Source organism: Thermacetogenium phaeum DSM 12270, from assembly GCF_000305935.1.
Lineage (GTDB): Bacteria > Bacillota > DSM-12270 > Thermacetogeniales > Thermacetogeniaceae > Thermacetogenium > Thermacetogenium phaeum.
Genome location: NC_018870.1, coordinates 111,154 through 136,839 on the forward strand (window position 1 = coordinate 111,154; position 25,686 = coordinate 136,839).

Consider the following 25,686-nt stretch of genomic DNA (forward strand, 5'->3'; position numbering starts at 1 on the left):
GGTGTCCTTTACACCAGGATTTTTTGTTCCAGGAGGCTTTTTTGAATGCAACCTGTCCTTTTGTGCAGAATAATGCGGCTCAAGACGACAACCGTCTGGTGGAATTATTTGCTGCTGTTCATAACGCTGCTGGCACTGATATTTATTTCACTGCTTTTAGGAAGATATCCGATTACACCCGAACAGATCGTAGGGATTCTGAAAGCCGAACTGTTTTTTAGCGATCGGGCTGTACCTGATACGGTGAGCACCGTCTTTATGGAGATACGCCTGCCGCGGATTATAGCTGCCCTGCTGATTGGAGCGGCATTATCCGTTTCGGGAGCTGTCTACCAGGGGACCTTTAAGAACCCGATGGTATCCCCGGACATACTGGGGGCGTCGGCGGGAGCGGGTTTTGGGGCTGCCCTGGCGATCCTTTGCTCATGGGGCATGAAAGGAATTCACATTGCCTCCTTCGTCTGCGGACTGCTGGCCGTATTCCTGACCTATTTTATAAGCACCCGGATCAAGAGCGGGGATTCGAGTCTGATACTGGTGCTCACAGGAATTTTTGTGGGGACGGTTTTCTCCTCCCTGATCTCCTTGTTCAAAGCCGTAGCCGACCCCTACAATAAGCTCCCTGCAATCACATACTGGCTGATGGGAAGCCTGGTATCGATAAAGTGGAGCAGCATAAAACTGATGATCTTACCCGTACTCACAAGCTCCATAGTGCTGTACCTGGTCCGCTGGCACTTAAACATAATCTCTTTTGGGGACGAAGAGGCACAGGCGCTGGGAGTGGACACGGGCAAGTTAAGGATAATCGTTATCCTGTGCGCCACCCTGTTAACCACCTCGGCGGTTTCGGTCAGCGGGATGATCGGCTGGGTGGGACTGGTCATACCCCATCTGGCCAGAGCCCTTATAGGGCCGGACTACCAGAACCTGTTGCCGGTCTCAATCTTAGTAGGGGGCTCCTTTCTCCTGCTGGTGGACACCATGGCTCGCTCCTTACTGCCGATGGAAATACCCTTGGGCATCTTAACCTCATTAATAGGAGCGCCATTTTTCCTATACCTATTAACAAAAACAAGGAAGGGTTGGAGATGAAACTAAAACTGCAGGACCTTGCCTTTGCGTATGAAAAGAACAACGAAGTGCTGCGCGGCGTGACCCTGGAAGTAGAATCAGGAGAAGTCCTCTGTCTGTTAGGTCCAAACGGAGCCGGGAAGACGACCCTCTTTAAAAGCATCTTGGGCTTACTGAAGCCGTCGAAGGGGAAAGTACTCATTGACGGCAAAGACGTTCGCGATTACCCCCGAAAAGAACTGGCGCATTACCTGGGCTATGTACCGCAGAACCACATACCGCCGTTCCCCTTCCGGGTGCTCGAAGTGGTACTCATGGGGAGGACGGCCCACATCAACAACTTTGCCGTGCCTTCGACCGTAGACGTCGAAATCGCCCGGGAAGCCATGAGGCGCTTGAACATCGGCCACCTGGAAAACAGAAACTACGCTGAAATAAGCGGAGGCGAGAGGCAGTTGGTCCTGATTGCCCGTGCTTTGGCCCAAAAGCCGGGGATTCTGGTTTTGGACGAACCCACATCCAACCTGGATTTCGGAAATCAGCTGCGCATCCTAAGACACATCAAAAGATTGGCCGAAAGCGGACTGACCGTAGTGATGTCCTCCCACTTTCCCGAACACGCCTTCTATTGCGGCAGCAAAGTGGCGGTAATGCAAAAGGGGCGGATTATCCATGTGGGCAGGCCGGAGGAGGTGATCACCGGACAAAATCTAAAGGAAATTTACGGAGTCGAGGTTGAGGTTGCCGAAATAGAAAGGAAAGGGATCAACTACCGGGTATGCATTCCTTCGGTTGTCTAAAGCCCCGAGCAGGCGCAAGCGCAGCAGGATTGCGTCTGGCGGCCGGACGAACTTTTGAGAATTAATTGCAAGGGATGTGAGATCGAATGATGAAAAAGATAATTGCCGTTCTTTGCTGTCTGGTTATTATCTTATCGGCCGCAGGATGCGGTGAAAAGACAGGAAACGGGAACAGCAGTGCCGGCAGCGAGGAAAATGTCAGTGTGGTTGACATGGCCGGGCGAACGGTAACTGTTCCCAAGAAAATAAACAAGGTGTTTTCGACTTCTGCAGCCGGCGCTATTTTTATCTATTCTCTGGCACCGGAGAAGCTGGCAGGATGGAATAACGAACTGCGTGAGGTCGAAAAAAAGTACATCCTTCCTGAGTACCGGGAGCTGCCGGTGTTAGGGACGTGGAAAGGAACCAATTTTACCGGGAGCATAGAGGAACTGATGAAGGTTGCCCCTGATGTCATCATCAGTATGGGCGATGTGAGCCCCAAGTATACAGCAGATGCTGAAGAAATAGAAAAACGCTTGGGGATACCGGTAATAATGGTTGACGGGAGCCTCAAGAACCTGGATCAAGCGTACGAATTTGTAGGAAAACTGCTGGGTGAAGAAAGCAGGGCTCAAAAGCTGGCGGAATACTGCAGCCACACCTATGCGGAAATCGATCGCTGGCTTCAAAAGCTGCCCGAAAACGAACGCGTGCGCCTCTATTATGCCGAAGGGCCGACCGGATTGGAGACCGACATCAAAGGGACGGTCAATTCAGAGGCCATTGACCTCGCCGGAGCGGTTAACGTGGCTACTTCCGGCTTAGATGAAAACGTCCGCCGGATCCAGGTTTCTATCGAACAAATATTGACGTGGGATCCAGAAGTGATCATCATCAGCACCGATGCCGATGCCAAGCACGAAGTTTATAATACCATTCTCACGAGCGGCGAATGGAAAGGTGTCAGGGCGGTGCAAAACCAAAAGGTCTACGAAATTCCCTGCGAACCCTACGACTGGATCAGCCGGCCTCCCTCAATATTTAGAATACTCGGCGTGAAGTGGCTGGCGAACCTCTTGTACCCTGATCTGTACGAAGTAGACCTGATCGAAGAAACCAAACAATTCTATAAGGAGTTTTTCCATTATGAACTGACCGACCAAGAGGCGGCAAAACTGCTGAATCCGGTTGTTTAGAACTGCGGCTTGTGTGGTGGCAGTGCTATGAAAAATGTGTTTTTGACCGGAGAGAGGAAAATCGGCAAGAGCACCATCATCAAGAAAGCGCTGGAGGCCTTTAAGGGATCTCTGGGTGGGTTCAAAACAGCACCCTGCTTCCTGGGAGACGGGTCAAAAAGGTATACCATTGAAGGCTTGAACCCGATTTTCCGGGGAGAAGCCCGGTGGATCTGCGTTGATAACGGTGAAGGCAGAATGATCGGCCTGGCCGGGACTTTTGAAGATTATGGTGTTCGCATCCTAAAGCACAGCCTGAAAGAAAGGCCTGACCTGGTCATCATGGACGAACTCGGCTTGTTTGAATCGGAAGCCATTAATTTCCAAGAGCATGTTTTCGACCTGCTGGGATCGCCGCTTCCTGTGCTGGGAGTGCTCAAAGCCGCAAGCAGCTCCTTCCTGAACGAAATCAGAAACAGGCGGGATGTGATCATTCTTCCTGTCACCGGGGAAAATCGTGACCTACTGGCCGAGAAAGTGGCGGGGTGGCTGCAGGACTTATAAAGAGAAGACGAGTCTCATTTTGAAACCGGGTGTTGCAGACCGGGCCGGCACCTGTAAACTGAACGCCGGTGTGATCTTGTTAGCGGTGTTGTGGCGTTGAGGATTTCACCGTCGGATGGCATGATATTTGCTATACTACTTTTTTAACTTCAGAGAGATCAGATCAGCTCAACGGAAAGGGGCGCAGATAAGTTGTTAGCAAGCGATATCAGGCGAATCGTGGATAGGGCAAGGGCAGGAAAGCAGCTTGGTCCCGATGAAATCGGAGAATTGTTTTCTGTCCCCCTGGTTTCAGAGGAAGCGTATTATATACAGTATGTCGGTCGTGAAATGAGCCGGGAGGCTTCCGGCGGTAAGGCGGAAATCCACGCCCAGATCGGCATAGATAATCAGGCCTGTCCGAATAACTGTGAGTTTTGCTCATTTGCCGCCTGTAACGGCGTTTTTAAAAAGCCCAGCATTGCCTCCCTGGAAGAAATACTGGAAAGGGCACGGGATTTTGAAAAAAACGGAGCCAATGCCATCCTCTTGATGACTACCGTTGCCTTTCCCTTTGAAGACTTTATAGTAATAGCCAGGGAAGTAAAAAGACACCTTCAGGAGGACACCGTTCTTATAGCTAACCTGCCGGATTTTGGCTATCAGGAGGCCATGGCCCTTAAAGATGCCGGTGTCAATGGGATCTACCATGCGGTCAGACTGGGGGAAGGAGAAGTCACCCGGATTGAGCCGGCGAAAAGATTGAATACGATCAAGGCGGCAAAGCAGGCTGGTCTTAAGGTATGTACCTGTCTGGAGCCTGTTGGCCCGGAGCATACGATTGAAGAGCTGGTGGAAAAAACCTTGATCTGCAGGGATATTGAGCCTGTATTTTCCGGGGCGGGCCGGCGTATAAGTGTCCCCGGCTCCAGGCTGGAGCGCTTCGGAATGGTGAGTGAGGCGCGGATGGCGCTGTATGTTGCCGTGGTGCGGCTGGCGATGGGTTACGGTGCCCCCTTGAACTGTACGCATGAGCCCAATGTGCCCGCTGCCATCGCCGGAGCCGATATCATCTGGGCTGAAGCCGGGACCAACCCCCGCGATACGGACCAGAAGACAGAAAAGAGCAGGGGATTTAACGTCCAGAGGTGCCGCCAGATTTTTAAAGAGGCGGAATGGGAAGTGTATGAAGGGCCCTCACAGTATTTCCTATAATCCGGGTAGCGAATATCAACAAAGGGAAAGGGTTTGTTGATGGGGGAAGTCAAAAAGGTGGCTTGCAACTTATGCCACAAGAGCTGCGGAATGCTCGCCTGCTTGGAGAACGGCGCAATCGTGGAGATCGCCGACGATCCCGACTACCCTTTTAATAAAGGAGCGCAGTGCTCAAAAGGAGCTTCGGCCCTGGAAGAATTAGACCACCCGAACCGCATCAACTACCCCTTGAAAAGGGTAGGGGAGAGGGGCTCGGGTGAATTCACAAGGGTGAGCTGGGAAGAAGCCCTTGACGATATCGCCGGGAAGCTGGAGCGGCTCAAGAAGGAGTACGGTGCCGAAGCGATATCGACGATAGGTGGAACCAACCGGACCGATGACTTTGCCAGGAGGCGCTTCTTCAACCTGCTGGGCAGCCCCAACGTTGCCCATACTGTTCCGGCCTGCTGGATACCCAATTTCCTGATCGAAGCGGCGTCCTACGGTTGGGGCGCCTGTGACAATAATGTTGCGGGGGGAGCCAGGTGCGCCGTCATCTGGGGTTACAATCCGGGAGCCACCTATGTCAATGAGATGGAAAAAATCCTCCGGGCCAGGGAGACCTTCGGCACCAAGATCATCGTTATTGATCCTCGCTTCAGCGAGACTGCGGCGAAAGCGGATTTATGGTTACCGATCAGGCCGAACAGCGACAACGCCTTAGCGTTGGCGTGGCTCAACGTTATCATCAACGAAGGTCTGTACGATGCGGAATTCGTGAGCGAATGGACGGTAGGCTTTGGGGAGCTGGCGGAGCGGGTAGAGGAATACACTCCGGAATGGGCAGCGGAGAAGACGGGGGTATCGGCGGAACTGATAGCGGAAGCGGCGAGGATGTACGCCACATCGAAGCCGGCCTGTCTCATGTGGGGAGTAGCCACCGACCAGCTGGGTAGGGGGAGCACGGCTGGGGCGCAGGCGAGGGTAGCGCTGCGGGCGATCTGCGGCAACCTGGACGTACCGGGAGGGGACGTCATGCCGGGGCCGCACCCCACCTTCATCACCGACTGGGAAATGGAACTCAACGAAAAGCTGCCGGAAGAACAGAGGGCGAAGCAGTTGGGGTCGGACCGGTTCAAACTCAACAGCTGGCCGGGGTACCGGCTGATCAGCGAGAACCTGGAGCGGGTGTGGGGGAAGAGCATACCGGCCGAATGGTTCTGCGAAGCGAATCCTCCGGTACTGTTTCGGGCGATGGCGACGGGGGAACCGTATCCGGTCAAAGCGGCGATAGTTTTGGCGGACAACCCGTTGGTATCCTACGCCAACACGAAATTAGTCTATCAAGCCTTAAAGAGCTTAGAGCTGCTGGTAGTCATGGAATACTGGATGACGCCGACGGCGGTGCTGGCGGACTACGTCCTGCCTGCGGCCTCCTGGCTGGAGAGGCCGGTGCTGACGACCACCTACGGGGTATCGGACTGGCTGATAGCGTCGGAGCGGGCGATTGAACCCTTATACGAACGGAAAACGGACTACGAACTCTGGAGGGAACTTGGGCTGCGGCTGGGGCAGGGGGAATACTGGCCGTGGGAGAGGGAGGAAGAAGTCTTCAAGCACCGGCTGGAGAAGCTGGGCTATGAAATTGAGAGCTACGAAGAATTCGTTCACAACTACCGGTACGACTTTGCGCCCAGGGAATACAGGAAGTATCTGGAGCGGGGTTTTGCGACGCCGTCGGGGAAGGTGGAGCTGAAGAACTCCATACTGGAGAAGCTGGGATACGACCCGCTGCCGCACTATGTGGAGCCGCCGTTCAGTCCCGAAGCCAGGCCGGAGCTGGCCGAAGACTACCCGCTCGTCTTAATCACCGGCGGCAGCTTTCAGGGCGGCAAAAAGAGAAATGAAAAAAAGGCATTGCCGGAGGAGCCGACGGTCGCCATTAATCCGCAGCTGGCAAAGGCGCTGGCCGCGCAGGAGGGTGACTGGATCTGGATTGAAACGCCCGTCGGAAAGGTCAGGCAAAGGGTTATGATCACCGATGCCGTAGCGCCGGGTGTAATTCAGGCACCAAGGGGGCGGTGGTTTTCTGAAAGAAAGGCGGATGCGGACGACATAGCCAGGATCTTTGAGTTCAACATCAACGTCTGTCTGGATGACGACCCCGATACCTGCGACGAGGCCTGCGGCAGCTGGTGTACGCGCGGGGTCCTCTGCCGGGCCGAGAAGGTTAATAAAGAGGAGTAGGCTTCTATTGATAAAATAATGCCCCCCTTAACCTTTATAGATATATAAACAGAAAAAGCTGCCGGTATGACCTGCCGGTGGCTTTTTCTGTTCGGAAGTCGAGCGTCATATTACAAAAAAGAAAAAAGTTTGGTTGGCAGTTTCAAAATGAGACTGAAGCGAGCCGGAGGGTTATGAGGAGGCATCCGGATTTGGTTGGAGTAAAGGGGAATTCCTGCGATAAAAAAGTTTGGTATGGTTTTTGCTAAGGATTATGAAGTGATCCAAATTATCCGCCTATAACCCGTACGCTACCGAGAGGAAGGGTGCCGGTGCTGGACTTTGAATAGGAGGAAGCCGGGTTGCAGAACGCCATTGTTGTTTTTACGAAAGTGCCGAGAGCAGGGGATATCAAAACGAGGCTGACAACGGAGAGGGGAGGCATTCTGACACCAGAGGAAGCAAAACAATTCTATGAGGCCTGTCTGCTGGACGTGATCGACTGCTGCATCGCTTCCAATAGTGGAGACCTTTACATCTGTTATAACCTAAATGGCGACCGTGATTACTTGGAGAAGATGCTGGCGTCGGTATCCGATCGGCGGGCGATCAAAGGTGTGTATGCCGATCGGGGCGGTACTTTCGACCGGTGCATGCAGTATGCGGCCGATTACATCTTAAAGGGTGAAAACGGCGGCAGGCTGGCCGACAGCGTAATCATCGTAGGCGGAGATCTGCCGACTCTCCAGCCAGCTACTCTAAGAGAAGCTGTGAGTAGAATGGAGAGGTTGGCGGCAAGCGATTCCGGCAAAAAGGCTGCCAAGAACGCCCAGGGGAGCGGTGCCGCCATTGGTGCTGCCATTGTGGAGGGCGCCTGCCAGGAGGGCGGTTTTTCTCTTGTAGGTTATACCTGCAATACCCCGTTTGAATTCGAAGGGGTATTTTACAACAAGGATGGCGTTACTGCTCTGGATATGCTCGTTTATAAGGCAACTGAACAGGGTATTCCCTTCGGCATGGTCGAAATGATCCCGGATGTGGACATCCCGCTGGACCTGGCGAGCATGCTTTCTTCGTTAAACGCTCTTCAGCTGGCAGCGCGTTTCGATGGCGGGGTCTTCATCCCAAAAAGGACGATTCAAATGATCCGGGAAATGGGGTTGGAGGCTTCAGCAGCGCCTTCCCTGATGGAAGGGAGCAGGGAGAGATGAGAGATGGCATCAAAAGCGCACTTTCCCAGCTGGAGCAGGAATGCCTGGATTGTGGGGCGTGTGCTGAAGTGTGTGATTTGCTGGCTGAGTTGACGGACTCGCCGGGTGAGCTGGCGAGAAGGGGAATAGACGTTTATCTGGCTTACAGCTGTTTTTTATGCGACAGGTGTGCTGCTGCCTGTCCCCTTGAGTTGAGGCCGTCCGCTCTGTTTGCAGCAAGGAGAATGGCTGCGGTTGAGAAAGGGGAAATAGACCCGGAAGAGTATAACTATCTGCTTCCGGATAGAAAAGAGCACGTCATGCAGCTGTACCGCAGTTATTGCGGGATCGACTACGGCGATCTGGAAGCGGAGAAAGGCGCAGAAATCTGTTTTTTCCCGGGTTGTACCCTGATGACCTATTCACCGGTTTTGACCAGAGAGGTTTTTAAGAGGCTTGAGGACGAATGCGGATGTCGGGGGATGCTGACGGACTGCTGCGGGAAACCGCTGAGCCAGATGGGCCTGGAAGAGAGAGCTGCTGAATCGTCCCGCAATCTGGTAGATAAGGTGAAATGCCTAGGTGTCAAGAGAATCGTGGTTGCCTGTCCCGGGTGTTATTATTATTTGTACGAGATTCTGGGGCAGGAAGAAATAGAAATATTAACGGTTTATGAGGTTCTGGATTTTACAGAAATAACTGCTGAAAATGCGCCTCTCTGCACGGTGCACGACTCGTGCCCCGACAGATTTAAGGGGGTCTTCTCCAAGGGCGTGCGAGCGGCTCTGAAAAAAAGCGGATTTAGCGTCGTTGAAATGACTGCCAACAGAGGTGATACGCCGTGTTGCGGGAGCGGCGGGCAGGTATCGCATTTCAGGCCGGAACTGGCAGAAAAGCTCATCGAAGTGAGGCTGCGGGAGGCCGAAAAGAGCGGCGCAAGGGTTCTGCTTGCTTACTGTCTCAGCTGTGTGCTCAATTTTGCGACGAGGCCTTCTGGGGTTAAGGTAAGGCATGTTCTCAACCTGCTGCTCGGACTAGACGAAGACTATTCTGATGTTAAAACAAAGGTTTTGAAAATCCTCGAAAATGCGGGATGAGACCGGAGAGCAGGAGTGGTAGGGGAGAGTGGAAGGGGTTTGCTGAAATGGACAACCAACGAATGGCAGAAGCGCTGCGGCGGACACTCGGACTGCGCTGGTCCCCTGTAGCCTTGCGACTGCTGAAAAGGGGTGAAGAGATACCGAAAGGACTGGTAGAGCCACCTATGCCCCTTCGCCACTGCCAGTCGATTATCGTGGCGAGGCGCGGGAACTCCCTCTACCTCCCCCCTCGGAAGCACGCCTGCCCCGATGGTGCGGGAATCCTGGGGCTGGTAGAAATGTCGCCGAAGCTGAGATCGGGGGAACTCTATCTTCTCTTCAAGAAGCTGCCGAACCTGGAGTGCGCCAGGAAAATGATCGCCGGAAGGCCGGAGTTTGCCCCCGGAAGTTATGCAGCAACGGCGTTGGCCCCGCTGGAAACGGCCGCTTTTGTCCCCGATGTGGTTATCTTTACGCTGTGGCCGGAACAGGCGATGTGGCTGTGTTGTGCCCAGACCTATACGAGCGGGGAAAGGCAGGTCTTTTATACATCCGGCTACAATTCTACCTGCGCCGATCTTACGGTTAAGGTGATGCAGAGCGGCAAGATGAACATATCCTTCGGCTGTTATGGGGCAAGGGCCTCCAGCGAAATAGACGACTTTGAGCTTTACGTTTCGGTTCCTTACGGGATGCTGCCATTGCTGGTCGAAGCGCTGGAAAAGTTGGCCCTTAAAAGCATACCCGAGGAGAGGAACAAGATCTACATCCATCCTGTTATGGATAACGTCTCCAAGCCCTCTGAAGAGGCGAGCGGCGCCGTTGAATTGGAGGTCAACTGGGAAGCCTGTGATGGCTGCGGTTTGTGCCAGGCTTTCTGTCCGGGAAACGTCTTTGAAATGAAGACTGTAAACAGGGCGAAAAAAGCCTACCCTGCTTTTGTGGAGCGCTGCAGTGCCTGTTACACCTGCGTCGGTCAGTGCCCCCACAAGGCCATTCAATTAAGGCACAGAGGGGTATAAGAAATTATTTAAAAAGCGAAAAAGTTAGAGAGGTGAGTTAAAGCAAAGGTGTTTAATTTGAGTAAGAGAAGAAAAACAGGATTGGCCTGGAGAGAGAGAAAGGGGATTCATAAATGAGTCAGGTTAAGAAGGTTGCCTGTCACTTTTGCCATATGAATTGCGGCATGCTGGCCCACGTAGAGGATGGGGTTGTCGTTAAAGTAACAGGAGATCCGGAGCACCCCACCAACGCCGGGACTCAGTGCGCGAGGGGGGTATCCGCCCTTGACCACTTATACCACCCGAACCGCATCAACTACCCCCTGAAAAGGGTAGGGGAGAGGGGTTCGGGCAAGTTTGTTAGAGTCAGCTGGGATGAGGCTCTGGATGACATATCTGCACGGATCAAAAGGTTGATCTCTGAATACGGTGCTGAGACTATTTCCACTATCGGCGGAACCAACCGGACCGATGATTTTGCCAGGAGACGCTTCTTCAACCTGCTGGGCAGCCCCAATGTGACTCATACGGCTCCGGTCTGCTGGATACCCAATTTTTTGGCGGAAACTATTTCTTATGGATGGGGTTCCTTTGATGCCGAAGTAATGAACGGCTCTCGCTGCGTGGTGGTGTGGGGCCACAATCCGGGAGCATCTTATCTGCCGGAGATGCGCGGCCTGCTTCTGGCTCGTGAGATGTTCGGCACCAAGATCATCGTTATTGATCCTCGCTTCAGCGAGACTGCGGCGAAAGCGGATTTATGGTTACCGATCAGGCCGAACAGCGACAATGCCTTAGCCTTGGCGTGGCTCAACGTTATCATCAACGAAGGTCTGTACGATGCGGAATTCGTGAGCGAATGGACGGTAGGCTTTGGGGAGCTGGCTGAGCGGGTAGAGGAATACACTCCGGAATGGGCAGCGGAGAAGACGGGGGTATCGGCGGAACTGATAGCGGAAGCGGCGAGGATGTACGCCACATCGAAGCCGGCCTGTCTCATGTGGGGAGTAGCCACCGACCAGCTGGGTAGGGGGAGCACGGCTGGGGCGCAGGCGAGGGTAGCGCTGCGGGCGATCTGCGGCAACCTGGACGTACCGGGAGGGGACGTCATGCCGGGGCCGCACCCCACCTTCATCACCGACTGGGAAATGGAACTCAACGAAAAGCTGCCGGAAGAACAGAGGGCGAAGCAGTTGGGGTCGGACCGGTTCAAACTCAACAGCTGGCCGGGGTACCGGCTGATCAGCGAGAACCTGGAGCGGGTGTGGGGGAAGAGCATACCGGCCGAATGGTTCTGCGAAGCGAATCCTCCGGTACTGTTTCGGGCGATGGCGACGGGGGAACCGTATCCGGTCAAAGCGGCGATAGTTTTGGCGGACAACCCGTTGGTATCCTACGCCAACACGAAATTAGTCTATCAAGCCTTAAAGAGCTTAGAGCTGCTGGTAGTCATGGAATACTGGATGACGCCGACGGCGGTGCTGGCGGACTACGTCCTGCCTGCGGCCTCCTGGCTGGAGAGGCCGGTGCTGACGACCACCTACGGGGTATCGGACTGGCTGATAGCGTCGGAGCGGGCGATTGAACCCTTATACGAACGGAAAACGGACTACGAACTCTGGAGGGAACTTGGGCTGCGGCTGGGGCAGGGGGAATACTGGCCGTGGGAGAGGGAGGAAGAAGTCTTCAAGCACCGGCTGGAGAAGCTGGGCTATGAAATTGAGAGCTACGAAGAATTCGTTCACAACTACCGGTACGACTTTGCGCCCAGGGAATACAGGAAGTATCTGGAGCGGGGTTTTGCGACGCCGTCGGGGAAGGTGGAGCTGAAGAACTCCATACTGGAGAAGCTGGGATACGACCCGCTGCCGCACTATGTGGAGCCGCCGTTCAGTCCCGAAGCCAGGCCGGAGCTGGCCGAAGACTATCCGCTCACCCTGATCGCCGGGGGCGGCTTCAATCCCTTCTTCCATTCGGAGCACCGCGAAATTACAAGATTAAGGCTTGTGAGTCCCTACCCCAGACTTGCCATTAATCCGAGCTTAGCCGAGCGATATGGAATTAAGGACGGTGACTGGGTCTGGATCGAAACGCCAACAGGGAAAGTGAAACAGAGGGCGGTTTTGACCGAAGCAGTAGCCCCGGATACCGTTCAGGCGGAGAGGGGATGGTGGTATCCGGAAAAGGAGATCAGCGACCCCGAGCTGATGGGGGTATTTGAATCCAATATCAACGTCTGTCTGGATGACGACCCCGATACCTGCGACGAGGCCTGCGGCAGCTGGTGTACCAGGGGTGTCAGATGCCGGATCTCGAAAGTGGAGGGTAGCTAATGCGCTGGGGAATGTTGATAGATCTCAATAAATGTGTCGGTTGTTATGCCTGCACGGTGGCCTGCCAGCAGGAGCACAGACTGTCCTTAGGGGAAAAGTGGAATCGGGTGCTCAGAGTTGGACCTGATGGGAAATTTCCCAATCTAACGGCCTATTTTTTGCCTGTGCCCTGCATGCACTGCGAAGAAGCGCCTTGCGTCGACGGCTGCCCTACGGGAGCCAGTTTCAGGCGTGAAGATGGAATTGTCGTAGTTGACGAAAAAAAGTGCGTCGGCTGTAAATTCTGTATGGTTGCCTGCCCTTACGGGGTAAGGTTTTACAGTGAAGAAAAAGGCATCGTGGAGAAGTGCACTATGTGTTTCGAAAGACTGGATAAAGGGGAAGTACCGAGGTGTGTCGAAACTTGTCCGGTAAAAGCGCGCTACTTCGGTGATCTCGATGACCCCAATAGCGAGATCGCGCAGTTGATAAGGAAGAAGAATGCGCATCCGCTGCACGAAGAATTGGGGACGAAACCGGCTGTGTACTACATTTTCCCGTAAGAGGTGAGATCGGTGGAGAACAAACAGGAGTATTGGGGGGCACTTGCGGCCGGTAACTTCTTCCTGGCTGCACTGGGAGCTATGATGTTTATCATTGCTGGGGTTTTAGATCTGGCCGGCACTGCGGTGGCACAGCTGATAAATGGATGGGTATCTCTGGCGGCTGTGGTTGTTGCAGGTATAGGAGCCATGTTGCTGACGGTAGAGTTGGGGAATAAAATGAAGTTCTATCTCGTAATGACAAAGCCCTCATCCATAATGAGCCTTGGCTCAATTGCTATGAGCGCCTTTATGGTCATCGCTTTCGTCTACGCCACGACCTTCTTTGAGTTTATCCCCTGGTACCCTGCGTACGGGCTGCGGGAGGTTCTTGCGGTGCTGGGCATTGTGGCGGCGGCGGTTCTGGTGGCCTATCCCGGGCTGGAGCTTGGGGAGGCTAGAGGCAGGTCCTTCTGGAACGGAAGCGGGCTTGTGCCGCTGTTTCTGGTCTATGGTGCCGCGAGCGGCATAGCCGGTGTGCTCCTCATCTCGATGATCCTCGGGCAGGCTCAGGACCCGGCAATCCTGCGACTTAACGGCGGCGTCTTATTCGGCTTCATAGCGGCTCAAGCGGTCTTGCTGGCGGGGTACCTGATGGGCGTCAGCAATACCGGAGCTGAAGAGGCCAAAAGGGCGGTTGCTGCAATTTTGCGGGGCTCCTTGAGGACGAAGTTCTGGTGGGGGGTCGTTGCGGCGGGATTGGCAGTGCCGCTGATCATTTACCTCTGCGGCAACAACCCGGCCCTCACGGCGGTCAAAGCCGTTCTGATCCTCGTCGGTTGCGCCTGTTTCCGGTGTGTCTTCTTGCAGGCGGCGGTGAGAAGGAGCCTTCCTGGCGAAGAGAACGAGTGGATGAACGTACAGGAAGAAGCCGAACTGGGGCTGCGCCTTGAGCAGCGCTGGAAAGAGAAGGAGGCCTGGCTGTACGGGGGAGACAGGTGAGAGGTTTGAAGGGCAAGACTGAGGTGGCGTTATCCGGTAAGATTGATGAAGCTGATCTGAAAGAAATATTGGCCGAGCACGATCTTGCAGTGCGCGGGGATGTGAGCGATTACGTTGTGCTGAAGATAGATGGACGCCTGTGTGCTGCGGGAAGACTTGTGCTCAGCGGCAGAAACTGCTTCCATCTTGAGGTTTTCGGGGTCAGGGGTGAGCTGCGGGGGAGAGGAATAGGGGGACTCCTCCTTTCGGAGATCATCAAAAGACCCTGGAAGTACTGCAGAGAAGCAGAGGGGGGCGGAGATTATAAGTCATACCGGCTAACAACTGTGGCCAGGGGAGGCGCGGCGGGCTTTTATGAAAAACATGGTTTTCGAGCATTTAGTTTTGCTGCCCTCCCCCCTCCTTACAACACTCAATGCGATGACTGTCCAGATCGGGAAACATGCAGACCCCTTCCGATGGTTCTGGAAAAAGAAAGGTAGGTTTTAAGGCATGCCGGAGCTTATCCTTCTGGGGACAGGGGCGGGCCCCGGTGTTCCCTCTTTCTTCTGTAGCTGCCCGGGCTGCCGGGAAGCATGGCAGAAAAATGAGTACAGCAGGACGCGCAGCGGCGCCGCGTTAAAAACAGGGAAACGAACACTGCTGATCGATGCCTCACCGGATCTGAGGGCACAGCTGGTGAGAGAGAAAATATCAGTTGTTGACGGCGTCTTCCTGACCCACTGGCACTACGATCACTACGCCGGACTCGGAGAGCTCGAATATTATGTTAAGCTGGAGCGCAGGGAGAGGCTGCCCCTTTACCTGCCCCCCAGTGCAGTGCAGCAGTTCAACGGTGCCTTCCCCAATCTGGCGGAGGTGTTTAGCCTTACTCCCTGGCGGTTCTTCAATGGTTATGATTTTGACGGGATCACCCTCACCCCGCTGCCGGCCAACCACGGCGTCGAAACCGCAGGTCTTCTGGTGGAATCGGGTGGAAGCAGGGTTGCCTATTTTACCGACACAGCAGGCCTGCCGGAAAGCAGTGCCGAAAAGGTGCGCGGTGTGGATCTGCTGATCTGCGACGCCACCTTTTACGGTGAGAACTGGTTCCCGGAGTCCCACATGTCGGTCGATGAAGCGATTGAACTCGGAAAAAAGGTGGAGGCAAAAAGGACGATTCTGACTCATCTTTCCATCCACTACAGCCGGGCGGTGACCTCGGAAGAGCTTGAGGAAGAACTGGCGGAGCACCCGGATGTCGATGTGGCCCGGGATGGCCTGAGGCTGGAGCTCTTATAAGAGGTCGGGTGGAAAACGAGGTTTTCGTGGAAAGGGGGGATTTCGAAAATTCCCGGAAGTTTTTGGCTGCGTCGACGCGAAAGGGCTTTTGTAGCGCCAGAGATGTGAAATATATAACAAGAGGGATGAGTTGGAATGAAAAGATCGTTAGGATCCCGGTCAATAGCTTATCCGGTTCCCGTATGGGTGATCGGCACTTATGATCGGGAGGGTAAGCCGAATGTGGCCACTGCCGCATGGGTGGGTATTTGTGCATCCGAGCCGCCGGCAGTCTGTGTTTCCTTGAGGAAAGAAAGGTACACCCACGCAAACATCCTGGACAGAAAGGCCTTTACCGTAAACATTCCTTCAGAAGACTACCTTAAGGAGACGGATTATTTCGGGCTGACATCCGGGTTCAGGCACAATAAGACGGCGGAAACCGGGCTCACACCGGTGAAGGGCGATCTTGTGGATGCTCCCTATTTAAAGGAGTTTCCTTGCGTGATCGAATGCAAACTGCTCGGCCATACCGATGTGGGCTCGCATACTGCCTTCATAGGAGAGATCCTCGACGTAAAGATGGATGAGGAGATGCTGAAAGAGGACGGCACCCCCGATGTGGAAAAACTGAAACCCCTGGTCTTGATACCGGGCAGCGCTTCTTATTACGGAGTAGGTAAATATCTCGGCAAGGCCTATTCAGTAGGGAAGTATTGTTGCTCGGTGACATAGGTTTGTGCCTGATGAACAAAAAATAAGAGGAATATTGGCGAACTATATCGAATAAATGTATCGAATGTCGAGATTGCGGTTAGTACGGGTAAATGTCTGATCTTAGATGGAAATTAAATAGTCATCAAAATGAAGGTTCGGATTGGTGGGGATGAACGAATAGGGCAGAGGAGGGATGTACTCTAACAGAAAATGGCTATAACGGTAATAATTAGCATTTGCTGATACAATGAAATGGGTCTAAGTTTGATTATGGGAACGAAAACTATTCACTCTTAACAGGGGACCCTGATGGAAAGGGGAATAGCAAAGTAAGCCTCCTGTCCTAAGTGGCTTGGAGCCTGTTTATACAGCTAAACTGTAGGGCTAGAAGTTCTTTTTATTTAAGCTAAAGCTTCATATAGGTACCGCAAAGCTGGATACCATGGGCTGTGCCTTCCAAACCGTAATTTTACCTGCCGGGCATGGTTAACCAACCGGGAAGCTATGGTAATCAGGTTTTGAATGACGGTGCGCAACCGGCGGCGTTGGGCCTTCTTCCCCAGAGGCACTACCTTTAGCGGCAGGCTAAATAAACTGCCATAACAGCCGCAAGATATTATAGGCCAAAACGCCCAGGTGCAGCAACAGGTCATCGGTGGCAAACTTGCCGCTGGGCAGCCGTTCCAGCTCTAAATCGTTTTTGATTTCACTGTGGAATTGCTCAGCTTTTTGCTGTGGTCGTGGTAGTGGACAGGGGTATCAGCACCATCGATTTTCACCATCTGGTGCCTCCGATAGACGGTTTTTCCCTCCCGTCCTACAATGGCAGTACCGTTTTCCTTGGCAATGGCCAGCCAGGCTTCCGGCGTTTCCTTGCGCAAATTTCGCTTGATGATAAAATCAGCTTCTGGGTCTAAACAGATGGTAAAAGGGTGATTGGATTAAAAGTTTAACTAAGAGAATGATCATCAAGATGAAAAGATCGTTAGATATCATGCCGTTTGCCAACCCATTTCTGTGCGGGTTGTTGGGACTTATTATTGTAACGGGAAGTTGAATTTGGCTACTGCTGCATGGGTGGGAATTTGCGCATTCGAATCGCTAATTGTGATTGTTTCATCGCGCAAAACAAGACGAACCCACTAAAACATTTAGAAGAGGAAGGCATTAACTGTAAATTATCCCTCAAAGAAATACCTAAAAAGACATATTATTTTCGGTATGGAATTTCTTTCTGAAAAATGGTTTATCAGCTTTTGCTGTAATTTCTTTTAAGGTTTCTTATTTTCTTATTAGATGAGTGGGATTTGGTCAAAGCTCATTATTATATGAGTGCTCAAATCGATAATTCTTTTTTGAACTGTAGGCTAGCAAAAATCGTGCCATATCTAGTGTGGCTTTAAGTAAAAAGTCTAATCTAAAGTTCAGAAGGGGGATTTAACATGCCTTTCTCGTCTGTGAACTATTCATTAGTGGATAAAGCAACTCATAAAAGAATAGAAATTAGGAAAATGACAAAAGAGCGATGGGAAGGAATATTAGAGGTCAAGGAAAAATTTTTACAAAATGAAATTGGCGAAGACGAGTTGCTTTCTTGTTCATATTTGGAACCTGAGGTAGCGAAGTCATGGATTAGATCGCGTAATTATGGGGTTGATCATAAGAGAGTCATTTTGCGATGTGAAGCAAAATCGAAATTTAAAGAAAAATTAAAGAGAAATGAAGCACTTATTAAAATCGTAAAACCATTACGGGAAATTTTCAAAAACTTTGTTGAAGCATCTGGTTACGGATTTCAGTTGTACGACAAGAATGGGTTAATTCTTCTTGGTGACGGAGAGGTTATAAAGGTAAAAAATAATGTAACAAAGGGTTTGTGTTTAAAAGAAGGCATTATCCTAAATGAAAAAAACATTGGTACAAATTCGCATTCTTTGTGCGCACTTTTAAGGCGTCCTGTACAATTAATAGGAATAGAAAATTATTGGGATGAATTAGCAAATACTATGGCTTCAGCAGCACCAATAATAGGAGAAGACGGGGAAGTTGGAGGAGTGCTGTTACTATGGCAGTGGCTGGTTTGTGAGCCATGGAATGAGAATTTTCAGCGTCTTTTTTCCCACATGCTAGGTTTGGTTACGTCTATTGCGGTGGCAATAGAAACCCAATTAAGGCTTTTAAAGAGTTATGAAGAGCTGAAAATAGCAAATGATAGTCTTGCAATGACCAATAGAATGTTGGAAACTACATTATCATTGATTGATGATGGAATAATAACTGTTGATCGCAATGGGAAAATAACATGCGTTAATCAAGAGGGAGCTCAAATACTAAATCTGAAACCAGATGACATAGGGAGAAGAAATATCACTGAATTCGTGGAAAACACCTCTTCCTTTATGGATTTACTTAAAAAAGGCGAAAGTGCAGCTATTGAAGAAGTAGTTAAAAATAAGGATGAAAATTATATAATAAGTATTCGTCCAGTTTATACCAATGACAAGAACAAGCAAATAAATGCCGCTGTTCTCGAGTTTTCCCGTGCTAAAAAAGTTAATGCCTTGGTTACAAGCCGTTCTGGGGCTGCAGCGAGTTTTTCCTTTGATGATATTGTTGGCGTGAGTGAGGCAATTACTAGAGCAAAAGAAAAAGCAAAACGCTTTGCTGGCTGCAAAGAAAACATTTTGATAATTGGGGAAAGTGGCACTGGAAAGGAGCTCTTTGCCCAGGCAATCCATAATTGGTATTGTCCTGAGGGGCCTTTTGTGGCTGTCAATTGTGCTGCATTGCCTAGGGAACTCATCGAGAGCGAGCTATTCGGCTACGAGGGTGGCAGCTTTACCGGTGCTGACCGTCACGGTAGGCCGGGTAAAATCGAATTAGCCGAAGGAGGCACGCTTTTTCTTGATGAAATAGGTGATATGCCAATTGAACTTCAAGCAGTGTTGTTGAGGGTACTTGAAGACAAAAAAGTTATGCGTGTAGGCGGAAGACGTTTCAAGAAGGTTGATTTTAGGGTAATTGCAGCAACAAATAGTGATCTCAATAAAATGGTAAGAGAGAAACTTTTTAGGGAGGATCTTTACTATCGCTTATCAGTTTTAAGGGTTGATATACCTCCTCTACGTGATAGAGGTAAAGATAAAGAGATCTTAGCGCGTTATTTTATCGAAAAATATTGTAAAAAGATTGGAAGGAAAACTCCTCAAATAAGTCCTACTGTGCGTAAGTTGATCTATGAGTATAAATGGCCCGGCAATGTGCGTCAGTTGGAAAACGCTGTGATTTTTGCAATTAATGTTTCAAAAGGTGATGTTATTGAAGTCAGAGATCTACCTGATGAGATCCGAAGTGATTTTTCATCTGATCATCTCAGAATATGCAATCATAATCAGAGCAATAAACGAGTGTTATTGTTAACGGAGATGGAAAAGAATGCAATAGTAGAAGCTCTTTCAGAGACCAAAGGCAATATTCCTCGTGCAGCAGAGTTGCTTGGAATAAGTAAATCAACTGTTTATAGAAAACTAAAAGAGTATAATATTTCAGTCTAACTTAGTTAAATTGTTAAAAGATGTAGCTGTGTTTCTTATCGATATTGTCCAGATATATTCTGGACATTTTGATTTTGAAATTGAAAGTGTGGTGTTCAGATTAGTTATCTTATTACCGATATTCCGCGTGCCAGAATATTCCATTTCTTATTATTTATCGACGACAATTAAAACTCATTTATCACGCTCCGGATACCAGGGCAGTGGCTTAAGGTAGACATCCACAGGATCATATCCGGCCCACCTCAGCATGTTTAAAGCCTGCTCATTTTGATTACGTGGGAAATAGCGTTTACCGTTGACGATAACCACCACGATAAGGCTTAAGATCTCCATAATAGTCTTGATTGAACCGGAGTTCGACACTACCGAGGCATTCAGAGCGAAATTTTTGAAGGATGATCCTTTAATATCAAGGGTTAGCAAGTTTGGGACTGAAGAAAAAACGAAAAAAGCATAGGCACACGATTTGTGTTATATCTCTTGTTGTATGGATGGTACATGTGGTATAATGTGGGCATGTACATCCGAACCATCCAGCGCAAGAACAAAGACGGTTCCGTCGTCCGCTACATCCAGCTCGCCCATAATCAGTGGGACCCCCAGGCCAGGTGCGCCAAGGCCAAAGTGCTCTTCAACTTCGGGCGTGAAGAGGAGGTCGACCGGGAGGCATTAAAGCGTCTGGTAAAGAGCATCAACCGGTTCCTGGGGCCCGAGGAGACCCTGCGTTATGAAGCGGAAAGAACTGCAGCACCCCTCAAATTTATCACCAGCCGCCCACTGGGAGGAGCCTGGGTCCTGGACAGGCTCTGGGAAGAGCTGGGGATCAAAGGCGTACTTGAAAGCCTGCTCAAGAAGCGGCAGTACAAGACCCCGGTAGAAAGAGCCATCTTTGCCATGGCAGCGAACCGCGCCCTTGATCCCATGTCCAAGCGCGGAGTGGAAGAATGGGTGAAAGAGGACGCCGTGATCCCGGGCGTAGAGGAAATACCCCTGCAGCAGCTCTACCGGGCGATGGACTTTCTTCTGGAGAACGAAGCCGAACTGCAGAAGCAGGTTTATTACTCCGTGGCCAACCTGCTCAACCTGGAAGTAGACATCCTTTACTTCGACACCACCTCCACCTACTTTGAGATCGAGGACGAAGATGGGGATGGTGGACTGCGGCGCCGGGGGCACTCCAAGGACCGCCGGCCGGACCTGCCGCAGGCCGTGATCGGCCTGGCCGTCACCAGGGACGGCATCCCGGTGCGCTGCTGGGTGTGGCCGGGCAACACCGCCGACATCTCGGTGGTCGAACAGGTAAAGAAAGACCTCATAGGCTGGAAGCTGGGTCGGGTCATCACCGTGCTGGACCGGGGGTTCAACTCCGAGGACAACCTGCGCTGTCTGCAGCGGGCGGGCGGCCACTACATAGCCGGAGAGAAGCTGCGCAGCGGCAAGGAAAATACCGTGCAAGCCTTAAAGCGGGCAGGCCGCTACCAGACGGTGCGGGACAACCTGGAAGTCAAGGAGATCGTCGTCGGAAACGGCGAGGCCAGGGAGCGCTACATCCTGGTGCGCAACCCCGAAGAGGCTGCCCGGGACAAAGCCAGGCGGGAAAAAATTATCAAGGAACTGGAGGAACAGCTTCCCCTTATCAAAACCCATGCCAAAGCAGTCTGCGAACTCATGGCCCACCCGGTCTACGGCCGCTACCTGAAGGTGGACTCCCGCAGCCTGCCGAAGATCGACCGGGCCAAGATCAGGGAAGAAGAAAAACTCGACGGCAAATACCTGCTGCGCACCTCGGACGACACCCTCTCCGCCGAAGATGTCGCCCTGGGCTACAAACAGCTGCTGCTGGTGGAAGACGCCTTTCGTACCCTAAAGTCCCGGTTGGAGCTGCGCCCGGTCTACCACCGCCTGGAAGACCGCATCCGCGCCCATGTGCTCCTCTGCTGGCTGGCGCTCTTGCTGATCAGGATTGCCGAGAACAGGACGGGGCAAACCTGGTGCAGCCTCAGGGCCACCCTGCAGAGGATGCATCTGGGAGAGTTCAGCGGAACAGCCGGTCAGGTAAGGCAGAGGACCGAAACCACCCCTGCTCAGAAGCAAATATTCAAGGCGTTAGCCGTCAAAGAACCGCCACTTCTCTTCTCCATTAACCCCACAGCTAAGAAAAACGCCTAGTAACACGCCTTTAAAAACGCCAATCCTGAAACCCTTGCTCCGTACGGCTTCCGGCCTTCTGTTTGTCTATGGACTGTCGAACTCCGGATAGCTGTGATATGGTATGATAAGCCCAAGAACTGGATAGTATCCAGAAAAGGAGTTGGGACTGATGGGGCGACTTCGCCGGTACCGAGAACGAATTGAATACGAAATGCAGTCCGTCAAGTTGAAAAGCGTGCACGGCATAATCATGCATACCCTGCAGCAGGAATTCGGCCGTAGCAGGCTGGAATCAGAGGTTCTGGCCAGCCGCAGTATTGACTGGTTAAACGCCCTGGACGTCCCGGTGGTACCCGGGCAGATGCGCCTCTCGGTCCCCTCAACGATATCACGAAGGTATGCCTTATCGCACCGGTGCGAGGTTACCATCACCGCTGTCAATGCGGGGGAGGATACCGAGGTCTGGCAAGAGTTTGGGCTCGCTGCCATGCAGCGCCGCCGGCTTTTGCGCTGGTTATACGAGATCCACCGCCAGGGCGGGTGGGCCGGCCTCACCGAACTGGCCGCCTGGGCGAACCTGACCCCGACCGCTCTCGGTAACCGCCTGGCACCCGTGCGTAAGCTGGGGATCTGGCTGCCTCACGTAGGCGGCCCCCCACCCACGAGGACCACCTGGCCCTGGAGCCATGGCTTGTAAAGTCCTACTTTCAAGAAGGCGGTATAGAACCTTGGCGGGCCGTGTTAGGCCTCACGACAGGCTCCTGGGAGGCTGTCTTACGCCGGTTTGCCCAGTTGGTTACGGAAGCCGAGACGCCTAGTGGAGAAGCCCACCTGGCAAAAAAATTCGGATTGAGCTGCCTGGAAGTATGCCAGTTTCTCCAGATGGCCCGGCAATACCGCAAGCACCGGTTATTCCGGGAACTCCAGGCCTGCTACGGTAGACCCGAAGGAGTAAACACCCTACCACCATCGGAGATCGAAGCCGAACTGGTGCGGCATTATGGCTTCTCGCCCGTGGCCGCCCGCCTCTACCACCGGTGGCTGGTAGAATTCGCGGCACGCATAGGGAAGAGCCCCCTGGCGCCTGGAGAGATAATTTTCCTGGCCATCTCTGCCGACGAGGGGGCCAGGGCCAAGCTGGCTGAGGCACAACACATCCCACTGCGCCTCCGGTACTTCACGACGGAAGACGCCTTGGAGGGGCCCTACGGGGGCTCCCGCCACCGGGTAGCCGGTTTGAAGTTCGGCCGCATCCTGCGCTTTGCCACCGAGGCCCGGGCTCAGGGAGCGCTATTGACCCTGCCTGACCTGGCGGTGCTGATGGGGATCCACGTCGACGCCATCCGGCGGCAACTCTTAGCCCATCCCGAGGTGGTCGTGCCCACCCGGGGAAGGGTCAAGGACATTGGCCGGGGAGTTACCCACAAGACCAAGATCGTGGAACTGTACCTCGAGATGCACACAGAGACGGAAATCGTCGAGCGTACCGATCACACCTACGAGAGCGTAGAGGCTTACCTGAAGGAGTTTGCTCGGGTGGTCACCCTGGCCGACCAGGGGCTGAAACCGGTGATGATCCGGCGCGTAACGGGACGGTCTATGGCCCTGGTACAAGCGTACCTCGACCTTTACCGCCGCTATAACCAGCCCGACTACTACTTCCGCCTGGCTCAATTGCGAAACGTGTTTGCCCGGGACGAGACGCCGGGGCAAAAAAAGGGGCGGCTTTTCCGTTCCCCTACCGGGGGTGCCGGACTGTGAACTGGCAGGAAGGTGTCTTCGGCCCCTTGCTGGCGCACACCCTGGAAAACGCCCAGGTCCGCCACCTGGCAGAACACTACGACTTTTCCCGGGACTCCCGGCTGGCCCAGGCCATCGTCAAGCATACCAACCAGGTCCTGGATGCCGAAGAGAAACGCCGTCAGGTTCTCAGGGTACGGCCGGGGGAGTTGTTGCTAAGAACCTGGCGAGGCCTGCTTATCTTGCCTCTTCGTACCCCGGAAGACGTCTCCCGCGTTGTGGCCGGTGAACGGTGGGACGTGGTACGCCGTGATATCCTTGACCGCTGCGCGGCGAAATACCGGGAACTGTTCCCGGAAGCTTCCCCTGCGTCGGTAACCCGTTTCCTGCGCTCCATCTGGCAAGGCCGGGTACCCCCGGGAACGGCCCCCAGTCCTCTCCACGGTCCGCGCCGGCAGCGCCCCTGGGGTACAAACCTAAGTGACGGCAAACCTCTGACAGAGCTGGATGCCGCCCGAGGCCGCCTCCGGCTGAACAGTGGCCCACCCCGTCCGGGGCACTTGCCGGAAACTTTCAGACAACTGGCCCACTTTCTGGGAACCCAGGCTGGAATCCCCCCTGCAGTGCAGGAACCCCTCATCTTGGACCTTATGGCCTTCAGGGCAAGGTTTTGCCCCCGGGCCTCCATGCTGGCCACAGGCCAGATGCCCCTGGCGGCAATGCATGTAAGCTCCGGCCGGACGCTCTGGCAGCCAACCCGCTATCAGCCCATGGCCCCTGTGGTGATAAGCATCTTGGCCGGCGATGAGGCTCGTGTCCTGCGATACAGTCCACCCGGCTCCTATGAGGAGTTCCTCGAATTCCACGGGCAGCGCATAGCCCGGGTTCTGACCGAAGCATACCGCCAGGATGGGCTGTTATCCTTTGCGGTACTGCAGTGGATCTTCCTGGCCTCAACAGGTACGGTTTCCCGGACTGTAGATTACTACCAACGGCGGCACCATGTCATCCTGCCCTGTCCCGGTACAGTACTGGACATGGGTCGCATGCTCACCCACAAGGACATGGTAGTTCGCCTCCACCTTCAAGGTTTATCCGTCTTGGAGATCGCCCGACAGACCTGCCATAACCCCAGGTCCGTTGACGCTTCCTTAAGACCTTTGACTCGGTTCTTATTCTATACCTTTACGGGCTTTCCCCCAAACTGATGGCCAGCGTCCTCGGCCGCGGTGAGTCCTTGATCGACGAATACCTGGATCTTATCGCTACACTCCTCAAGGATGTTAACACCATGCGCGATCACCTGCGTAAAGGAGGTGTAAAATTGCCTGCTAATATACCAAATAGCGGTTGACAAGGTTGAAGGCCGGTCGGTTTTCTTCTTGCCCGGCAGCAGCACGTATTGGTTGTTCTTTTTCAAACTTTTGCGCACCCGGTACTCCAGATAGGAAGCAATTAGAAGCACCAGGATAAAAACATAACCGAGAGCCTGAACACGGTTGGTTTTTCCAGGTAGACATGGGCCGAGGTAGACCGGGCTCTTAAAGAACCGGAACTTACTCTCTATCGAAGTCTGGTTTTTGTATTCCTGGAGAATCCTGCGGTCATCCCAATTTTGCTTATCCCTGACATTGGCAATCAGGACAAAGGTTGACTCTTTTTGGCGGAGATGCTCATAACACTCCTGTTTCATCTCTCCAATTTGGCATTGACACCGGTAAGCAACAGAGACTTCCGGTTGTTCCCCCTTCGGGGGGCGGCCCTTGCCGGAATAGGAACGTTTTCTTCAAGTTTTATTTCGTCCTGAGTTGCAAACCCCATTGCTTCGGCCTTTTCCTGCAGACTTTTGAGGGCTCTTTCGGCATCGGGTATACAGGCAAACCTTTGCCGGGCCAGTTCTTTTGCAGACTTTTCCAGTTCTTCTTTTTGTTTGGCAATGCGCTTTTTCAGTGTTTTTTCCTTCTTCACCTCCAGTACCGAGGAGTGCACCACCACAAAGTCATATTTCTTGCCGTCAAGCTCCCGGCGCTTAGGATCAAGGTTTTGTAGTTTGCTGCTTTCCCGGCATCGCTTAAGGGACCAATCTCATTCCAGTTATCGGTTTGCCAAGCCAGGTCTTTGAGTTCCTGGGCAAGGGTGAA

At 52.8% G+C, this 25,686-nt stretch carries 23 protein-coding genes and 1 pseudogene; 20 read left to right on the top strand and 4 right to left on the bottom strand.

The window, feature by feature from the left end:
- Nucleotides 1–45 precede the first annotated feature (45 nt).
- From TPH_RS00615 to TPH_RS00685, 15 genes are all read left to right on the top strand, one after another.
- Nucleotides 46–1,095 carry a FecCD family ABC transporter permease gene (locus TPH_RS00615; protein WP_015049287.1) on the top strand — a complete coding sequence of 350 codons (1,050 nt, stop codon included), beginning with the start codon at nt 46–48 and terminating at the stop codon, nt 1,093–1,095.
- On the top strand, nt 1,092–1,874 hold the full coding sequence (locus tag TPH_RS00620; protein ID WP_015049288.1) for an ABC transporter ATP-binding protein: 783 nt from the start codon (nt 1,092–1,094) through the stop codon (nt 1,872–1,874). Before TPH_RS00615 ends, TPH_RS00620 begins: the two co-directional genes overlap by 4 nt.
- Nucleotides 1,875–1,960: 86 nt before the next feature.
- Nucleotides 1,961–3,052: an ABC transporter substrate-binding protein gene (locus TPH_RS00625; RefSeq protein ID WP_028991206.1), complete on the top strand. Its 1,092-nt coding sequence runs from the start codon at nt 1,961–1,963 to the stop codon at nt 3,050–3,052.
- A gap of 27 nt (nt 3,053–3,079) precedes the next feature.
- A complete protein-coding gene (locus TPH_RS00630) occupies nt 3,080–3,595 on the top strand; it encodes a nucleotide kinase (RefSeq protein WP_015049290.1) in 516 nt (171 codons plus the stop codon).
- 192 nt (nt 3,596–3,787) lie between these two features.
- Complete coding sequence (locus tag TPH_RS00635; RefSeq protein ID WP_015049291.1) at nt 3,788–4,789, top strand: radical SAM protein; 1,002 nt, start codon at nt 3,788–3,790, stop codon at nt 4,787–4,789.
- Nucleotides 4,790–4,846: 57 nt separating this feature from the next.
- Nucleotides 4,847–7,015: a molybdopterin-containing oxidoreductase family protein gene (locus tag TPH_RS00640; RefSeq protein ID WP_236608804.1), complete on the top strand. Its 2,169-nt coding sequence runs from the start codon at nt 4,847–4,849 to the stop codon at nt 7,013–7,015.
- Between the two features lie 341 nt (nt 7,016–7,356).
- Nucleotides 7,357–8,205: a TIGR04282 family arsenosugar biosynthesis glycosyltransferase gene (locus TPH_RS00645; protein ID WP_015049293.1), complete on the top strand. Its 849-nt coding sequence runs from the start codon at nt 7,357–7,359 to the stop codon at nt 8,203–8,205.
- Nucleotides 8,202–9,281, top strand: a complete 1,080-nt coding sequence (locus TPH_RS00650; RefSeq protein WP_015049294.1) for a (Fe-S)-binding protein — start codon at nt 8,202–8,204, stop codon at nt 9,279–9,281. The genes TPH_RS00645 and TPH_RS00650 overlap by 4 nt, the downstream gene beginning before the upstream one ends.
- 47 nt (nt 9,282–9,328) lie before the next feature.
- Nucleotides 9,329–10,285 carry a DUF169 domain-containing protein gene (locus tag TPH_RS00655; protein WP_028991204.1) on the top strand — a complete coding sequence of 319 codons (957 nt, stop codon included), beginning with the start codon at nt 9,329–9,331 and terminating at the stop codon, nt 10,283–10,285.
- Nucleotides 10,286–10,398: 113 nt separating this feature from the next.
- Nucleotides 10,399–12,597: a molybdopterin-containing oxidoreductase family protein gene (locus tag TPH_RS00660; RefSeq protein ID WP_015049296.1), complete on the top strand. Its 2,199-nt coding sequence runs from the start codon at nt 10,399–10,401 to the stop codon at nt 12,595–12,597.
- On the top strand, nt 12,597–13,139 hold the full coding sequence (locus TPH_RS00665; protein WP_015049297.1) for a 4Fe-4S dicluster domain-containing protein: 543 nt from the start codon (nt 12,597–12,599) through the stop codon (nt 13,137–13,139). The genes TPH_RS00660 and TPH_RS00665 overlap by 1 nt, the downstream gene beginning before the upstream one ends.
- Before the next feature lie 12 nt (nt 13,140–13,151).
- Nucleotides 13,152–14,120, top strand: coding sequence for an NrfD/PsrC family molybdoenzyme membrane anchor subunit (gene nrfD / locus TPH_RS00670; RefSeq protein ID WP_015049298.1), 969 nt, complete (start codon nt 13,152–13,154; stop codon nt 14,118–14,120).
- Complete coding sequence (locus TPH_RS00675) at nt 14,117–14,602, top strand: GNAT family N-acetyltransferase (protein ID WP_015049299.1); 486 nt, start codon at nt 14,117–14,119, stop codon at nt 14,600–14,602. The genes nrfD and TPH_RS00675 overlap by 4 nt, the downstream gene beginning before the upstream one ends.
- 10 nt (nt 14,603–14,612) lie before the next feature.
- Complete coding sequence (locus TPH_RS00680; RefSeq protein WP_015049300.1) at nt 14,613–15,401, top strand: MBL fold metallo-hydrolase; 789 nt, start codon at nt 14,613–14,615, stop codon at nt 15,399–15,401.
- Between the two features lie 135 nt (nt 15,402–15,536).
- Nucleotides 15,537–16,115, top strand: coding sequence for a flavin reductase family protein (locus tag TPH_RS00685; protein WP_015049301.1), 579 nt, complete (start codon nt 15,537–15,539; stop codon nt 16,113–16,115).
- Nucleotides 16,116–16,498: 383 nt separating this feature from the next.
- Here the strand turns inward: TPH_RS00685 and TPH_RS15805 are convergent.
- Nucleotides 16,499–17,020 (bottom strand): annotated as a pseudogene (locus TPH_RS15805) (transposase); the annotation flags it as partial.
- A 519-nt stretch (nt 17,021–17,539) separates the two neighbouring features.
- On the opposite strand from TPH_RS15805, the gene TPH_RS00695 reads away from it, so the two are divergent.
- Nucleotides 17,540–19,651: a sigma-54 interaction domain-containing protein gene (locus tag TPH_RS00695; RefSeq protein ID WP_015049302.1), complete on the top strand. Its 2,112-nt coding sequence runs from the start codon at nt 17,540–17,542 to the stop codon at nt 19,649–19,651.
- A 174-nt stretch (nt 19,652–19,825) separates the two neighbouring features.
- Here TPH_RS00695 and TPH_RS14975 read toward each other — a convergent pair whose 3' ends face one another.
- On the bottom strand, nt 19,826–20,017 hold the full coding sequence (locus TPH_RS14975; RefSeq protein ID WP_148275801.1) for a hypothetical protein: 192 nt from the start codon (nt 20,015–20,017) through the stop codon (nt 19,826–19,828).
- A 135-nt stretch (nt 20,018–20,152) separates the two neighbouring features.
- Here TPH_RS14975 and TPH_RS00700 point away from each other — a divergent pair, with 135 nt between their 5' ends.
- From TPH_RS00700 to TPH_RS00715, 4 genes are all read left to right on the top strand, one after another.
- Entirely contained in the window at nt 20,153–21,823 is a 1,671-nt protein-coding gene (locus TPH_RS00700) for an IS1634 family transposase (RefSeq protein ID WP_081578547.1), read from the top strand.
- A gap of 151 nt (nt 21,824–21,974) precedes the next feature.
- Complete coding sequence (locus TPH_RS00705) at nt 21,975–22,502, top strand: hypothetical protein (RefSeq protein ID WP_015049304.1); 528 nt, start codon at nt 21,975–21,977, stop codon at nt 22,500–22,502.
- 41 nt (nt 22,503–22,543) lie between these two features.
- Nucleotides 22,544–23,566, top strand: coding sequence for a DUF1670 domain-containing protein (locus tag TPH_RS00710; RefSeq protein ID WP_015049305.1), 1,023 nt, complete (start codon nt 22,544–22,546; stop codon nt 23,564–23,566).
- Nucleotides 23,563–24,753 (top strand): DUF1670 domain-containing protein, encoded by a 1,191-nt coding sequence (locus TPH_RS00715; RefSeq protein ID WP_015049306.1) that lies wholly within the window; start codon nt 23,563–23,565, stop codon nt 24,751–24,753. Before TPH_RS00710 ends, TPH_RS00715 begins: the two co-directional genes overlap by 4 nt.
- Here TPH_RS00715 and TPH_RS15810 read toward each other — a convergent pair.
- Both TPH_RS15810 and TPH_RS15815 read right to left on the bottom strand, forming a co-directional pair.
- Nucleotides 24,723–25,238 (bottom strand): hypothetical protein, encoded by a 516-nt coding sequence (locus tag TPH_RS15810; protein ID WP_015049307.1) that lies wholly within the window; start codon nt 25,236–25,238, stop codon nt 24,723–24,725. The two genes, TPH_RS00715 and TPH_RS15810, sit on opposite strands and share 31 nt — an antisense overlap.
- The gene (locus tag TPH_RS15815; RefSeq protein ID WP_015049308.1) at nt 25,235–25,540 is read right to left on the bottom strand and encodes a hypothetical protein; all 306 of its coding nucleotides are present in this window, start codon (nt 25,538–25,540) and stop codon (nt 25,235–25,237) included. Before TPH_RS15815 ends, TPH_RS15810 begins: the two co-directional genes overlap by 4 nt.
- Nucleotides 25,541–25,686: the final 146 nt, after the last annotated feature.